The 15,000-nt window shown below is 59.7% G+C and carries 12 protein-coding genes; 9 read left to right on the forward strand and 3 right to left on the reverse strand.

What is annotated here, in order from left to right; translation table 11 throughout:
- Nucleotides 1–65: 65 nt before the first annotated feature.
- The 4 genes from PMI40_RS00250 (at nt 66) to PMI40_RS00265 (ending at nt 4,722) form a co-directional block, all read left to right on the forward strand.
- A complete protein-coding gene (locus tag PMI40_RS00250) occupies nt 66–569 on the forward strand; it encodes a toxin-activating lysine-acyltransferase (RefSeq protein ID WP_051001722.1) in 504 nt (167 codons plus the stop codon).
- 11 nt (nt 570–580) lie between these two features.
- The gene (locus PMI40_RS00255) at nt 581–1,951 is read left to right on the forward strand and encodes an HlyD family type I secretion periplasmic adaptor subunit (RefSeq protein ID WP_008110913.1); all 1,371 of its coding nucleotides are present in this window, start codon (nt 581–583) and stop codon (nt 1,949–1,951) included.
- A gap of 41 nt (nt 1,952–1,992) precedes the next feature.
- Nucleotides 1,993–3,306: a TolC family outer membrane protein gene (locus tag PMI40_RS00260; RefSeq protein WP_051001723.1), complete on the forward strand. Its 1,314-nt coding sequence runs from the start codon at nt 1,993–1,995 to the stop codon at nt 3,304–3,306.
- 318 nt (nt 3,307–3,624) lie between these two features.
- Complete coding sequence (locus tag PMI40_RS00265) at nt 3,625–4,722, forward strand: DUF4268 domain-containing protein (RefSeq protein WP_008110917.1); 1,098 nt, start codon at nt 3,625–3,627, stop codon at nt 4,720–4,722.
- Between the two features lie 284 nt (nt 4,723–5,006).
- On the opposite strand, the gene PMI40_RS00270 is transcribed toward PMI40_RS00265, so the two are convergent.
- The gene (locus PMI40_RS00270; RefSeq protein WP_008110919.1) at nt 5,007–5,585 is read right to left on the reverse strand and encodes an isochorismatase family protein; all 579 of its coding nucleotides are present in this window, start codon (nt 5,583–5,585) and stop codon (nt 5,007–5,009) included.
- 53 nt (nt 5,586–5,638) lie between these two features.
- Here PMI40_RS00270 and PMI40_RS00275 point away from each other — a divergent pair, with 53 nt between their 5' ends.
- The 5 genes from PMI40_RS00275 to PMI40_RS00295 all read left to right on the forward strand — a co-directional run bounded on the left by PMI40_RS00275 (nt 5,639) and on the right by PMI40_RS00295 (nt 12,980).
- Nucleotides 5,639–6,253, forward strand: coding sequence for a TetR/AcrR family transcriptional regulator (locus tag PMI40_RS00275; protein ID WP_008110920.1), 615 nt, complete (start codon nt 5,639–5,641; stop codon nt 6,251–6,253).
- A gap of 365 nt (nt 6,254–6,618) precedes the next feature.
- On the forward strand, nt 6,619–8,688 hold the full coding sequence (locus tag PMI40_RS22805; RefSeq protein WP_162130374.1) for a hybrid sensor histidine kinase/response regulator: 2,070 nt from the start codon (nt 6,619–6,621) through the stop codon (nt 8,686–8,688).
- A gap of 262 nt (nt 8,689–8,950) precedes the next feature.
- On the forward strand, nt 8,951–9,574 hold the full coding sequence (locus PMI40_RS00285) for a (2Fe-2S)-binding protein (protein ID WP_008110923.1): 624 nt from the start codon (nt 8,951–8,953) through the stop codon (nt 9,572–9,574).
- The gene (locus tag PMI40_RS00290; protein ID WP_008110924.1) at nt 9,571–10,653 is read left to right on the forward strand and encodes a xanthine dehydrogenase family protein subunit M; all 1,083 of its coding nucleotides are present in this window, start codon (nt 9,571–9,573) and stop codon (nt 10,651–10,653) included. The genes PMI40_RS00285 and PMI40_RS00290 overlap by 4 nt, the downstream gene beginning before the upstream one ends.
- Nucleotides 10,650–12,980 carry a xanthine dehydrogenase family protein molybdopterin-binding subunit gene (locus PMI40_RS00295; protein ID WP_008110925.1) on the forward strand — a complete coding sequence of 777 codons (2,331 nt, stop codon included), beginning with the start codon at nt 10,650–10,652 and terminating at the stop codon, nt 12,978–12,980. The genes PMI40_RS00290 and PMI40_RS00295 overlap by 4 nt, the downstream gene beginning before the upstream one ends.
- A gap of 38 nt (nt 12,981–13,018) precedes the next feature.
- Here PMI40_RS00295 and PMI40_RS00300 read toward each other — a convergent pair whose 3' ends face one another.
- Nucleotides 13,019–13,927, reverse strand: a complete 909-nt coding sequence (locus PMI40_RS00300) for an AraC family transcriptional regulator (protein WP_008110926.1) — start codon at nt 13,925–13,927, stop codon at nt 13,019–13,021.
- A gap of 152 nt (nt 13,928–14,079) precedes the next feature.
- Nucleotides 14,080–14,904, reverse strand: a complete 825-nt coding sequence (locus PMI40_RS00305; protein WP_051001725.1) for an AraC family transcriptional regulator — start codon at nt 14,902–14,904, stop codon at nt 14,080–14,082.
- Nucleotides 14,905–15,000: the final 96 nt, after the last annotated feature.

The raw sequence follows: 15,000 nt of genomic DNA on the forward strand, positions 1-15,000 counted from the left end.
GAATATTATTTGAGATTGATATGACTGGAAATTCGAAGAGTTCACAACAGCCTACAGCAGAACAAATGACAGCCGCACAAGAAGAATTGGACGCGGCGTTTACCAAGCTGCCAACACTCGGTCCGATTGTTTGGTTATATGCGCGAACTCAAGAACGGCGGTTCACGTTCTTGGCGGACCTTGATTGGGCGGTCATACCTCCTGTGACTTTGGATCAATGCCGTCTCTTTATGAAGGGGAAGATGCCTTTTGCCTTTTTTACATGGGCAAGGGTTAGTGACGAGGTTCATCAGCGCCTTGAGGCCGGTGTCAATAAACTGGCCCCTCACGAGTGGAATTCCGGCCCGCATCTCTGGCTGATCGATGTAGTTACACCATTTGGTAGTGGCGATCAGTTATTGGCGGATTTGCATCAGATCAAATTCAAGGACGAGGCGTATTTGCGATATTTGTGGCCCGATCCGGTAACAAAGAAACTGGAGGTGCGTACTTTTGAGCCTGCTGTATCAGTCAATACAGAGGTTGGCGAAACCAAGATAGACAACAGGTCATCTTCGCAAAAGCACTGACTGGGCGTTCGATGAATACAATTGCAACGCAGCGGGCCGAGGCTGCAAGAGAAGAATTTCGTTCAATGGAGGACATCGAGCGGGAACCGCCAGGTTCCATTCTCCGGCTGACTCTTTATGCTGTCCTCGGCCTGTTCGTCATCCTGCTAATCTGGGCCATAGTTGGAAAGCTAGACATCATCGCATCCGCAGAGGGGAGACTCGTTCCTCAGACGTTCGTCAAGATCGTGCAGCCCGCTGATAGCGGGGTGGTTGCGGAGATTCGAGTAAAAGAGGGGCAGCGTGTCGAGGCAGGGCAGGTCTTGCTTCGCATGGATACAAAGATATCTGATGCTGATGATACCGAGCTAAGAATGGAGTTGGCCAACAGATCGCTGCAACTGCGCCGGATTGATGCCGAACTGTCGGGGGCAGTGCTGGCCCCCCGATCTGGAGATAACGACGACCTTTTCCTTCATATTAATGCTCAGTACCTTGCGCATCGGCAGAATTTTCTGGATACCCAAGGACAGGAGCAACAGGTGTTGCGCAAAGCGCAGCACGAGCTTGCATCTGCCAAGGAAATTCTAGGAAAGCTTCGCCAGACTGCACCCATTCTCAAGCAGCAAGCAGATGCCTATGTCGACCTTGGCAAAGATGGGTATGCCGGTCAACTGATGGTGCAGGAAAAGCAGCGTGAATATCTAGAGCGTGCTCAAGACCTTAAAGCTCAAGAATCCACCGTTGCTGGGCTGGACGCAGCAATTGGCCAATCTCAGAAGCGCATTGAGCAGATTACCTCGAATTATCGGAGTACCTTACTCAATGAACGTATAGAGGCCGAAGGCCAAAGACACAAAATTGAGCAGGATTTGATCAAGCAGAATCGCAAGGCTGAGCTATTGGAACTGAAAGCACCGCAAGCCGGCTTTGTAAAAGACTTGGCTACGCATACCGTCGGAACAGTGGTCACCCCAGGCACTATATTGCTTACCCTGGTACCTGAAAATGAGCCGCTCATCGCTGAAGTGCAGATTAAAAATGATGACGTGGGGTTCATCCACGAGGGACAAAACGGGAAAATAAAATTAGTCGCATATCCGTTTCAGAAATACGGAATGATCGAAGGTAAGGTTATCCATCTTGGTGCCGATTCCCAAGAAGCAAGTCAAGCGCAATCTGGTAAGCAGGGAAATGTCGAAAACAAAAATGGGGCTGCCCAACAGACCTACAAGGCTCTGATCGAACTAAATAGGCAGGCCTTGGAAAACCAAGGGGCGCTTCTAAAGCTTGTTTCAGGTATGCAGGTCATTGCTGAAATAAATCAAGGGCAGCGCACTGTAATGGAGTACCTGCTCTCACCGGTTCAGAAAGCGTTCCACGAGAGCGCGCGAGAAAGATGATGGTTTGGGGACATCGTATTCAGTTGCGCATCCAGTGCGTAATGTTGCCGCTGGCTATTGTTGTAATCCTGGGGAATTCTGCCTACGCTGCCGGTCCGTTGGACTTCTACGAACGGGCAAAGCGTGATGATCCAACTTTCGAGGCGGCCCAGTTTGAGTTGGAATCTGCTAAAGAAAGAATTCCTCAAGCACGGGCGGGTTTATTGCCTTCGGTGATTGCATCAGGTGGCCGAAGTCGGTCGCACGGCCAATATAGTTTTAATCAGGATGTGCCAAGTGACCGCAATGTGGGGGCCTGGAATTGGACGGTGCAACTCACCCAGCCATTGCTTCGGGCTCAGAACTGGGCAAGCTACAGCCAAGCAGAAGCGATGGTGGCCCAAGCTGAAGCAAAATTCATACAAGCCAGGCAGGACTTGATCTTACGGATTGCGCAGGCTTATTTTGATTTTGATACTGCTCGAGAGAGCCTGATTGTCGCGCAAGCCCAAGTAGTCGCAGTTGACCAGCAACTTAATATGGCGAAGCGGGGATTTCAAGCAGGAACAAACACCATCACGGACGTTCACGAATCGAAAGCACGATATGACCTCGGACAATCTCAAAAGATTGCTGCGGAAAATGACTTAATCAATAAAAAGGAGGAGCTGGAGAAGATTGTTGGCGCATTCAAGGAACCCGTCGATTCGCTAAATGCGCAAGCTGTTCTCATGACGCCTGAGCCTGCTGACGCCGAGGCATGGGCAGGGATTGCGCGTGATTCATCGCCTCAAGTGCTTCAGCAGCAGGCAGCGATCAATGCCGCTGAAAAAGAAATTGCGCGAAATAAAGCCGGCTATCTGCCGACGGTGGATTTGGTCGGTTCCTACGGGCGTAATTTTTCGTCAGGTAGTAGCAATACTCCAACAGACTATGAGACCAGGACCCGATCGAATCAGATTGGGATTCAGGTTAACATTCCAATCTTCTCTGGTGGCGAGACCAATTCTCGGGTGCGTCAGGCGGTAGCAGAACTTTACAGGGCGAGGGCCGAGTTTCGCGTGGCTCAGAGAGGGGCCAACGCAGCGGCAAGACAAGCTTTTTTTGCCATTGCGAGTGGTAAATCTCAGGTAGATGCCTTGCAGTCCGCAGTTGATTCAAGCCGAAATGCCGTTAAAGCCAATCAAGTCGGATATCGTCTTGGCACTCGTATTATGGTAGACGTGCTGAACGCTCAGCAGCAGCTCTACACCGCACAGCGCGACCTGGTAAAGGCAAAATACGATGTTCTATTACAAAGCTTGAAGTTGAGAGCAGCTGCTGGGACCTTGTCGGAAGACGACGTCATTAATTTGAATCGATTGTTCGTTGAGTGACAAACGAATGTCTTATTTTCCGCTGCTGATGTCGTGTCGGACAATCGTCGAGCATCCGGCATGCGATTTCACTGGATCGACCTTATTATTCTGTAGGAGCCGATCAGAGTATTGGTTTGCGCCGATCTAGTCTTTTCAGTAAAGCGCCTACAGAACCGATGAGTTGCGATTCACCGCTGTAGCAAAGATCGCTGGATTGGCAATGATTGATTCAAAGGCGAGATCGTGAAGATGGCACCGGCCGACCCATATCACCCTGTTTGGACGTCCGACGTTTCGGACATTCAATGATGTTGACAAGAACGTTTAGAGAAAGTAATGGCACTTTTTGAAATGACGCGTGAAACCCTCACCGCGATCAGTGAAACGAGCTTCGATATTGAAGGCATCTACGAGCGTAAAGACCTCCAACGACACCTCAAAAAAAATATATCCGTACTAGCGCCTGACCTAATGGTCATCGCAGAGGAATATGGCGATTGGGTAGATAGCTTACGTCGCGTTGATTTGCTATGCATCGACAAAGACGCCAATCTCGTTGTCGTAGAAATCAAGAGGACGAACGATGGCGGTCACATGGAACTGCAAGCCATTCGCTACGCAGCCATGCTATCGACAATGACCTGGAAGCAGCTCATTGAAGCGCATGTGACTTACCTAAGTGCGGAAGGTAAGTCCATCGATACGGCAGAAGCCGACATTCTCGCTTTCCTTCATCTTGAGGTCCCTGACGAAGAAGGATTCGGAAAGGATGTTCGAATCATCCTTGCTTCCTCAAACTTCTCGAAAGAAATCACAATGGCTGTCCTATGGTTGAACGACCATGGCTTGGATATCCAATGCATCAAGCTCAAGCCATACCGCCTTCAAGACAGACTTCTATTGGATGTTCAGCAGATTATTCCGCTCCCAGAAGCCGCAGAGTTTCAAACTCAAATCCGTGCCAAAGAAACGGCCGAACGAGTGCAAAAGGCTGAGAGATACGATATTCGATACCAGTTTTGGGAAGAGTTACTTGCTTATGCCAAAACGAAGACTCAACTTCATGCTTCTCGTCGCCCAGGTAAATATCATTGGATTGGGGGAACGACAGGTAAAGCCGGCGTTTATATCAATTACGTCATAAGAGGCGACGACGCCCAAGTCGAGCTCTATATCGATGACCACGATGAAGTAACCAACAAAGCCAGATTCGAATACTTCAAGAGCCATGCAGAGGATATCAATGCGAAATTCGGTGAAGGCTTGATATGGGAAGAGCTTCAAAGCAAGAGGGCTTGCCGCGTGAAGTATGAACTTCAAGGCGGCTGGCGAACTGACAGAGCTGAATGGAAGGGCATGCAGCAGAACATGGTTGAAGCCATGATTAAGCTTGAAAGTGTATTCCGGCCGTACATCACCAGTATGACGATTTGAGGGGAAAAGGCCGCGTTGAAGCTGTTCTTTCAATTCCGCTGTTAGGTTATTGAATATTTCAGCAGCGCCACCAGTCAATCGCATTCCGGTAACACCGCTAACAACTCGCCCTGGGCATTACAGGTCTGCTGGAATTCAGCCAGCGATTGGCCTCGCATGGCGGCGTAGATATCACCACTTTCCCACTTTCCATGCCGCCCAGCCGAGCAAAGTCGGCCTGGCGCGCAGGCGGGGAGAATAGCCGGCCATGCTCCGCTTCCGCATGCAACCCATCGACACATCGACTAGCCACCCAGCGCGCTGACGATTTCCTGTGTGGTACGCACCTTCCCCATATGCGGAAACACGCGTTCGTTCGAAAACCGATGCATCTCCGCGCTGATGGAGCTCATGGCGTCTTGCGCGAAGATCAGTTCGTAAGCCCTGTCGAAGGCGCCGCGTGCCGTCGATTCCACGCCGAAGTTGGTGGCGATCCCGGCCATGATGATGCTGGTGATGCCACGGCGACGCAGATGGAGGTCAAGCTCGGTCCCGTAGAAAGCGCCCCAGTTGCGCTTGGTGATGATCAGGTCGCCGGCGTGTTCCAGCAGGGATGGCGCCAGCTCCGAAGCGCCTGGCGGCGGTGGCGGCGCACCGGCCGGACGCGACAGTGGCTGGTCGGCGGGCAGCGCGGGCAGGGCATTGACGTCCACCCTTACCCAGATCACGGTGCCGCCGGCGTCCCTCAGGGCATTGGCGATCCGGATGCTGTTGTCCAGCACCACCGCCGATGAATGGGGCGCCAGTTGCCGACCCAGGTTGCTGGCCTGCAAATCGATGGCGATCAGTGCGGTGTGGTTGGCATCGATGTCGGGGGTAGTCATGGCTCTCCTTGAATGTGAGGATATCCTCATTATTATAGTCCTATAATATGAGGATGCAATCACATAAAACCGAAGCCTCGCGTCGCGTCCCCAAGCAGGAGCGTGCCGAGCATCGCATCCGTCAAATGCTGGCGACCACCGAGAAATTGATCTCCAAGCGGGGACTCGAGGCGGTGACGATGACCGAGATTGCCGCCGTCGCCGGCATGTCGATCGGTGCCCTCTACCAGTACTTTCCTAACAAGGACGCCATCGCGTCGGCCATGCGCACGGCCTATGCGCAGGAGATGGACCGCCTGTGGAGCGGGTTCCTGGCGCTGCATGAGACGCTCGACCTGCGCGCCTTTTCCGATGGCATCGTCGATCTGATGACGGCGTTCATCGCGGCGCATCCGGCCTACCTGGTCCTGTTCTCGTCCGATGTGAAGGCTACGCGCACCGATGCACAACGCGAAGGCCTGCGACTGCGCTTCGCCCAGGCGTTCATGCAGCGCTGTCCCGCGCTGGCAAAGGACCAGGCGATGCATATCGCGTCGATCGCGGTGGCGATGGTCAAGAGCCTGGTCGGTGCACGTGAACAGGCAGCGCCGGCGGACAGACCGCACCTTGAAGCGGAAATGAAGATCGCACTGCTTGCCTACCTGTCTGTTCGGCTCGATGACGAATGAGATCGGTCGCGTGCATACGCATGGTCGCTTGCTGCGGTTTCCGCATGGCAATCCCGAGATGGCAATGAAAGTGAAAAGTCAGGGGTTTAGCCATCCTGCATGCCATGGGATGGGAATATTAGGTGCCGCAGGGCGATGCGGCCTGCGCATCGGGCATTGCGATACCGCGCGCTGTCATCGGCGCATGCTTGGCCATGGCGTTCCCGGCTAAACTGTCGAGCTATGTCCGAATCCAGGGTTTTTCCATGAAACTGCGCTCGCGTCTGGCCTTGATGGCCTTGCTTGCCCTTGTCCCGCTGTTGATCTTTTCGGCACTTGCCGCAAAAAGGTTGAGTGACGGCACACGCGAAAACGCAATCAGGGCCATGCAGGAGACTGCCAACGCCACTGCGCTGATCATCGACCGCGAACTGCAGGGGGCGCTGTCGGCAGTGCTGGTGCTGTCCCGCTCGCCGTTGCTGCTCGACGAGAAGTTCGCGCAGTTCTACGACCAGGCCAAGTCGACCGCGTCCGGCGACAGTGCCTGGGTGATCCTGTACGCTCCCGACGGCCGGCAGGCGCTCAATACGCGCGTACCGTACGGTGCACCATTGCTGATCCGGCCTTCCCCGGATGAGTTGCCGCCCATCATTTCGGCCAAGGGCGTGCACATCTCGGGGATGGTCTGGTCGCGCGCACTGAAGAAACACATCATCTTCATCGATGTGCCCGTAACCACCAGGAGCGGCAAGAACTACGTCCTGTCGCAAGCCGTCTATGCCGACCATTTCGGCGTGGCCTTCAAGGAGAGGGATATTCCGTCGACCTGGGTGGTGGGGATATTCGACAAGGAGGGCATGACCATCGCGCGCAGCATCGGGGCCGACCAGTTCGTCGGCAAGAAGGCCAACCCCGATACCGTCGAGGCGATCCGGCTGGGCGTCGACAGTTTCCGCAAGCATGTCGTGCGCGGAGAACTCGAGGTGTATGACGTCATCACCCATTCCGACCTGTCGGGCTGGGCGGTTGCCGTGGGCGTGCCGGTGGAGGAAATCGACGGTCAGGTACGCGAGGCCGGCTACATGGCCGCGGGAGGGCTGCTGCTGGCGGTATTTGCGGCATTGATGGGTTCCGGGATCGTGGGGCGGCAACTGGCCAGTTCGATCGAGACGGCGGCCATCGCATCGGACATGCTGGGCAAGAGCGAAGAGCTGCCACCGCTGAGGCGATCGGGCACGCGGGAAATCGACCACCTGCAGCACGCCATCGTCAGTGCGGCGGCCAAGTTGAAGGCTGCCGAAACTAAAAACGCCGAACTGCTCGATTCCGAACGCACGGCGCGGCAAGCGGCGGAGCTGGAAAACCGGCGCAAGGATGAGTTCCTCGCCATGCTGGGGCATGAACTGCGCAATCCGCTGTCGGCCATCACCAGCGCGGTTTCGCTGTTGAGGCTCAGGGTCGGCGACGACCCCGCGGTGCGACGTCCGACCGATATCATTCATCGCCAGAGCGCCCATCTGCGCTCGCTGCTGGACGACCTGCTCGACCTGAGCCGGGTCATCTACGGCAAGGTCCAGCTCGACATGCAGCCCACCGACCTGGCTGCGCTGATCGGTGGTTCGATCAAGAACATGACCGATACCGCCAAGCTCTCCAGGCATACCTTCTCGCTGAGCACGGTGCCGGTCATGGTGAGCGCCGATCTGACCCGCATGGAGCAGATCTTCAGCAACCTCATCGACAACGCCGTCAAATATACCGACGAGGGCGGCTCGATCCAGGTCTCGGTGACGCAGGGCCACGGCATGGCACTGCTGCGCGTGGCGGACACGGGTGTCGGCATGGGGCCGGAACTGCTGCCCTATGTCTTCGACGTCTTCGTCCAGGGCGACAATACCCTGGCCCGTACCAAGGGCGGCATGGGCATAGGCCTGAGCCTGATCAAGAAACTGGTCGAGTTGCATGGCGGGACGGTGGCTGCGTTTTCCGAGGGCGTCGGCCGCGGCAGTGTGTTCGAGGTCCGGCTGCCGGTGCTGGCCAGCGGCGCCTCGGCGGAGGCAGCCGGGCACGCCATCGATGCTGCGCTGGACGGCGTCAAGGTGCTGCTGGTGGAAGACCAGGACGACCTGCGCGAGATGACGCAGGCATTGCTGGCAGAACTGGGCCTGCAGGTCTGGTCGGCGGCCAACGGCCGCGATGCGCTTGCCATTGCCGCAGCGCACCGGCCGCAGGTGGCGCTGATCGATATCGGCTTGCCCGACATGAGCGGCTACGAGCTGGCAGTGGCGTTACGCGGGAACGACCAGGCCGCACCCATGCACCTGATTGCCCTGTCGGGCTACGGTCTTGCCGGCGACAAGCAACGGGCTGCTGCCGCCGGCTTCCATCATCACCTGACCAAACCGTTGCCACTGGACGAATTGCGGCAGTACCTGGCCGCTTTGAATCTGCCTTGAATCTGCTTTGAAGCCGATTTGACCCCGGCCTTTTAATAGTCTCGTCTCGAACCGCTCGACGTGGTCGGGTGATGGTGACCGCCATCTTCCGTCCCTTCCTGCATTCCTACGTCACAATCAGCGCTAGGCGCGCACGCTTGCAGTCTTCGACCGAGCGCGGGCAATCGATAATTAAACAATAATCATCGCTCCAGGAGGACCACCACCGCCCATGCTGCCCGCAGCGCGCGGCTACACCGAACATTCATACAGGAGCAGCGCCATGCATGACCTAGCCGCAACGCCAGGTACGCAGTCCACCCAGGTTGCCACCCATCCCATCACCCTGACGATCAACGGCCGTCCATTCAGGCTCCAGGTCGAAAGCTGGACCACGCTGCTCGACCTGCTGCGCGACAAGATCGGCCTGACCGGTAGCAAGAAAGGTTGCGACCACGGCCAATGCGGTGCCTGTACGGTGCTGGTGGATGGACGCCGCATCAACGCCTGCCTGACCCTGGCGGTGATGCAGGATGGGCGCAGCGTCACCACGGTCGAGGGGCTGGCGCGCGAAGTGGACGAGCAACAGGTTCTTCATCCGCTGCAACAGGCCTTTATCGCCCACGATGCCTTCCAGTGCGGCTACTGCACGCCCGGCCAGCTGTGCTCGGCGGTCGGCCTGCTGGCCGAAGGGCAGGCCAGCAATCGCGACGATGTACGCGAACTGATGAGTGGCAACATCTGCCGCTGTGGCGCCTATGCGCAGATCGCCGATGCGGTCTCGGAGGTGGCCTTCGGTGCCGCGAGCGCATCGATACCGTCGGCTGCCCGGGCCGATGCCAACAGTGGTCCCGCCGGCTTGCCGGATGCGGAAACACCGGTCGTGGTCGGGACGGTGCCGGCATGAACCCCTTCTCCTATATTCCTGCCGCCACTACCGATGCGGCACTGAGCGCGATCACTGCCGGCGCGACATCCGACTCGGTTGCCGACGACCGTGTCCTGCCGCGCTTCATCGCCGGCGGTACCAACCTGCTGGACCTGATGAAGGAAAACATCAGCCGCCCGTCGGCCCTGGTCGATGTCAATGCGCTGGCCTTGTCCGCTATCGAATCGACTCCGCAGGGCGGCATGCTATTGGGCGCATTGGCGCGCAATGCGGATACCGCCTATCACCCTGGCGTGCGGCGCGACTATCCGCTGCTGACATCGGCGATCCTTGCCGGCGCCTCGCCGCAGATTCGCAATATGGCCAGTAACGGCGGCAACCTGCTGCAACGGACCCGGTGCTATTACTTCTACGATGTCGGCGTGCCATGCAACAAGCGCAACCCGGGCAGTGGCTGCCCGGCCAGGGATGGCCTGAGCCGCAACCATGCGGTGCTGGGCGCCAGCGAGCATTGCATCGCCACCCATCCATCGGACATGTGCGTGGCGCTGGCCGCGCTGGAGGCGGTGGTGCACGTGCGGTCGCAGCAGGGCACGCGCAGCATTGCGATGGCAGATTTCCACCGCCTGCCTGATGAGCGTCCCGATGTCGACACCAACCTGCGCCCCGATGAGCTGATCACCGGCATCGAGTTGCCCAGCGCGCGCCAGTTCGCCGCGCACTCGGCCTATCTGAAATTGCGTGACCGGGCCTCGTACGCATTTGCGCTGGTCTCGGTGGCGGCGATGCTCGATTTTGCAGCCGATGGCACGGTGCGCCAGGCGCGTATCGCGTTGGGCGGCGTGGCCCACAAGCCCTGGCGTGTACCCGACGCGGAAGCATGCCTGGTGGGCCTCATGCCCACGGCCGAGAACTTCCAGCTGGCCGCCGACCGCTTGCTGCAAGGCGCGCGCGCTTACGGTACCGCGCCCACCAATGGTTTCAAGATCCCGATGGCCCAGCGCGCGGTGGTGCGGGCATTGATGCTGGCTACCGAGGGCACCGTCACCAACGATGTGGCCGCGCAAGACAGTGACGACACCGGAGAACGCACATGAACGACGCCCTTGACAATGCCGCACAGGCGGCCATCGACGACGCGCTGCACGACATCCAGCCGATGGCGCCCGCCGGCACCGGGCACGTGCCGCTGGGCGCTTCGGTCTCGCGCATCGACGGCCTGGCCAAGGTCACCGGCCAGGCCCGTTATGCGGCCGAACATATCACGCCCGACATGACCTTCGGGGTGGTGGTCAACAGCAGCGTGGCCCGCGGGCGCATCCTGTCCTTCGACCTGGCCGCGGCCCTGGCGGTGGCCGGCGTGATCGATGTCATCACGTACCAGAACCGGCCCCATGTGCGCTCCCTGGGCGTGTTCTATAAGGACATGACCGCCCCGGGCGGAACGCCCTTCAAGCCCCTGCACGACGAGCAGATCCACTACAGCGGCCAGCCCATTGCGCTGGTCGTGGCCGAGACCTTCGAGGCGGCCCGTTATGCGGCCTCGCTGGTGCGGGCCGATATCGAAGTGCTGCCGCACGACACCAGGCTATTGGCCAACCTGGCGCAGGCGCATGTGCCCAGCCGGCTCAAGGCAGGCTATTCGCCGCCACCCAAGCCGCGCGGGGACGCCGATGCCGCTTACGAGGCCGCGCCGGTGAAGATCGAAGGCCATTACACCAGCGGCGTCGAGCATCACAACCCGCTGGAAATGCATGCCACCACCGTCATCCTGGGCCCGGATGGTCATATGACCGTCTACGACAAGACCCAGAGCTCGCAGAACAGTCGCTGGTACGTCTCGCACGTATTCGGATTGGGCAAGGACCGGGTGACCGTCAGGAATGTCTTCGTCGGCGGTGCCTTCGGTTCTGGCCTGCGCCCGCAGTACCAGCTGTTCATGGCCATGATCGCCACGCTGAAACTGAAGCGCTCCGTGCGCGTGGTGCTGACCCGCCAGCAGATGTTCACCTTCGGTCACCGTCCTGAAACCGTACAGCATGTACGCCTTGGCGCCGACCATGACGGCAGCTTGAAGTCGATCGTGCACAGCGCCGTGGCCGAGACCTCGCGCTTCGAGGACTATGTCGAGGTCGTCGTCAACTGGAGCGGACAACTCTACAAGTGCGACAACATCAGGCTCGACTACAAGCTGGTCAAGCTGGACCAATACAGCCCGATGGACATGCGCGCCCCCGGCGCGGCGCACGGGGTGCATGCCATCGAAGTGGCCATGGATGAATTGTCCTATGCATTGAAGATGGACCCGCTGGCGCTGCGCCTGAAGAACTACGCCGATACCGATGGCAACAAGGACCTGCCGTTCTCGACCAAGGAACTGCGGGCCTGCTATGAGCAGGGCGCACGCCGGTTCGGTTGGGCGCAACGCCCGCCGCAGCCCCGTGCGACCCGCATCGGCACTGAGCTGGTCGGCTGGGGCATGGCCACCGGTACCTGGGACGCGATGCAGATGTTCGCCCGTGCCGAAGCCGTGTTCCACGCCGACGGCAGGCTGGTGGTCAGTTCCGCGGCCACCGACATCGGCACCGGCACCTACACCGTCATGACCATGATCGCGGCGGCCGCCATGGGCTTGCCGATGGAGCAGGTCAGCTTCAGGCTGGGCGACTCGACCTTGCCGGTGGCGCCCATCGAAGGAGGCTCGTCGCATGTGACCACCATCGGCGCGGCCATCGAAGGGGTATGCGACAAGCTCAAGCGGAGCCTGTGGAGAGCGGCGCGCAGGATGCCCCACTCGCCGTTCGCCGATATCAAGCTGGACCAGGTGCATTTCGCGCAGGGCAGGATGCAGGTGGTGGCCAGTCCCGACACCAGCATCGCACTGGTCGACATCCTGGCTGCCAGCAAGCAGGAATCCATGGCCCACAAGTACATGATGTTGCCCAACGTGTTGAAGCAGAAGAAGTTTGTGCGCGCCACGCATTCGGCCGTGTTCTGCGAGGTCAGGGTGGACGAGCAATTCGGCACGGTGCGTGTCACCCGCGTGGTCAGCGCGATTGCCGCCGGCAAGATACTGAGCGCCAAGACGGCCCGCAGCCAGATCACCGGCGGCGTGGTGTGGGGCATCAGCCAGGCGCTGCATGAAGAGACCCATAGCGACCACCGGCTAGGTCGCTTCATGAACCACAACCTGAGCGAGTACCACGTGGCGGTCAATGCGGACATCCACGATATCGACGTGATCTTCGTGGAAGAAGACGATCGCATCGTCAGTCGCATGGGCGCCAAGGGGGTCGGCGAGATCGGCATCGTCGGGGTCGCCGCGGCCATCAGCAATGCGATCTATCACGCCACCGGCCAACGTGTACGCAGCACTCCCATGACCCCCGACAAGGTGATGCGACCCGGGGCCGGGCCGGACTGACCCCAGGTATCGAGTCGGTCATGGCCATCGCGGCGGCCCTAGGCCGCCTGCCGGCGCCAGGCCCCGGGCGACACGCCCATGCCCCGCACGAACATCCGGTGGAAATGGCTTTGATCGTGGAAGTCGCAGTTGGCGGCGACCTCGGCCAATGACAGCGCGGAATTGCTGAGGTATTCGCGTGCCTGCGCAAGTCGCTGCGACAGCACCCACTGGTGCGGCGTCTGGCCGGTGGTCTTCTTGAAGGCCTTCATGAAATAGCTGACCGACATGTTGCATTGACGGGCGATGTCGGCGATCGAGGCTGCGCTGCGGTTCCTGGCCAGCAGCAGTGCCTTGGCGCGTTCGGCATGGACCCGCGACAGCACGCCGGGCCGGTCCCGCTCTGGGCCAGTGCCGCCGCAGGCCCGTAGCAGGTAGGTCGCCATGGTGCCCAGGAGCTGGTCGACGAACAGCGCACTGGCCTGTGACGGACATGCCAGCGACGGCAACAGGGCGTGGGTCAGGTGCTGCAGCACCGGGTCGCTGCGCGCGGCAATCGGCGCCAGTGCCACGCCGGCAGGCGTGACATGCTGGTGGACCAGGCCCTCGAAATAACTCCTCGGGAATTCAAACAGCGTGAAATCGAATGGCGTCGCGACCTCTGCTGCATAAGGATCCTGCAGGTCGCGCAGGTAGATATCGCCGCGCGAGAACCGGTGCGAGCCTGCCAGCTCGCCCTGGATGATGCGGCGCTGATGCGCTCCGGTCATCGATACGCCCAGCAGGTACCCGCTGCCCGAACAGGCACTGGTGATGTGCAACCGGCGCGCGCTGTCATAGCGCTTGCGATAGACGCTGACGCCGTTGCTGCAGAGCTGGGCGCCGAAGCGTAGTTGTCCGTACGGGCCGTCGGGCGCGGGCGCAGGCCGGTCCAGGGCTGCGATCGTGGTCTGGAAGGTGGTCGTCATGGGCTGGGCGCGGATGGACACGGGTCGAGTGGCGAGAACCCGTATCGTTGCCGACCAGGTTGCAGGCAGTGTGTCTGCAAGCGCTTCGCCACGCTCGCACGATCAGGCCATGGGTTGCACCATTCGGGCCATGCCGGGCATGGCCTTGGCGTTCAATGCACCTTGCGGCAGTCGCTGGGAAGCAGCCCGAGATGCTTCTTGAACAGGCGCGCCAGGTAGGATGGCGACTCGATGCCCACGGCCAGCCCTGCCTGCAGCACCGACATCCCGCGCTCGCCGATGAGCCGCTGCGCTTGTTCCACGCGGCGCCGGTTGGTGTAATCGACCACGCTCTCGCTGGCAATGTCGCGAAACAGCCGTGTCAGGTGCCGTCGCGACAGGTGGAATTGCCGGCACAGCGTGTCGAGATCGTGATGCTGCTCCAGGTGTTCGTCGATGAACTGCTGCACCTGGCGGATCAGCAGCGCGTTGTTGCCGCGGCCGTCGCCGGCATCGAGGCGCTCGCCGCGCGCGATGATGCGCATGCACTCATCGAACAGCAGGTGATTGAGGTGGTGCTGGCGGCCGGCGTGCAGGTCGGGTTCGCGGGAGGGCGACCGCGGCGATGCTTCGATGCGGTCGTACAGCAGCAGGATGGCGTCCAGCACGTCGCTGCGCGCCCACTGGCCGGCCTGCGCGATGGCCGCCTGCAGATCGGTGCCGGCGTGTCGGGGGCCATAGCGACGCAGGTAATCCGGCTCGACGTACAGCGTGAGATGGCTTTGCTTGCGACAGGCGGCCGAGGTGGCGTGCCCGATATCGAGGCCGACCGCAGAGAAGGACAGGCTCGACAGGCGCATGTCGGCCTGGCTGCACTCGGTCGACAGCAGCAGGCTGCCACGGCGCGGCACCAGCAGCATGTGACAGTCGTGGGTGTGCCAATCCATGACATAGCCGCTGCCACTGCTCAGTTCGCAATGCAGGACATCGCTCTGCATGGCGGGCATTTTCTGGGAGCGCTTGGTCACGCGGGACGCGGGGTCGCTTCGGAGCATGGAAAACCTGGGGATGGCAGTTGGAAGACCGGGCCTGGC

It is taken from the genome of Herbaspirillum sp. YR522, assembly GCF_000282575.1.
In the GTDB taxonomy this organism is placed as follows: Bacteria; Pseudomonadota; Gammaproteobacteria; order Burkholderiales; family Burkholderiaceae_D; genus Herbaspirillum.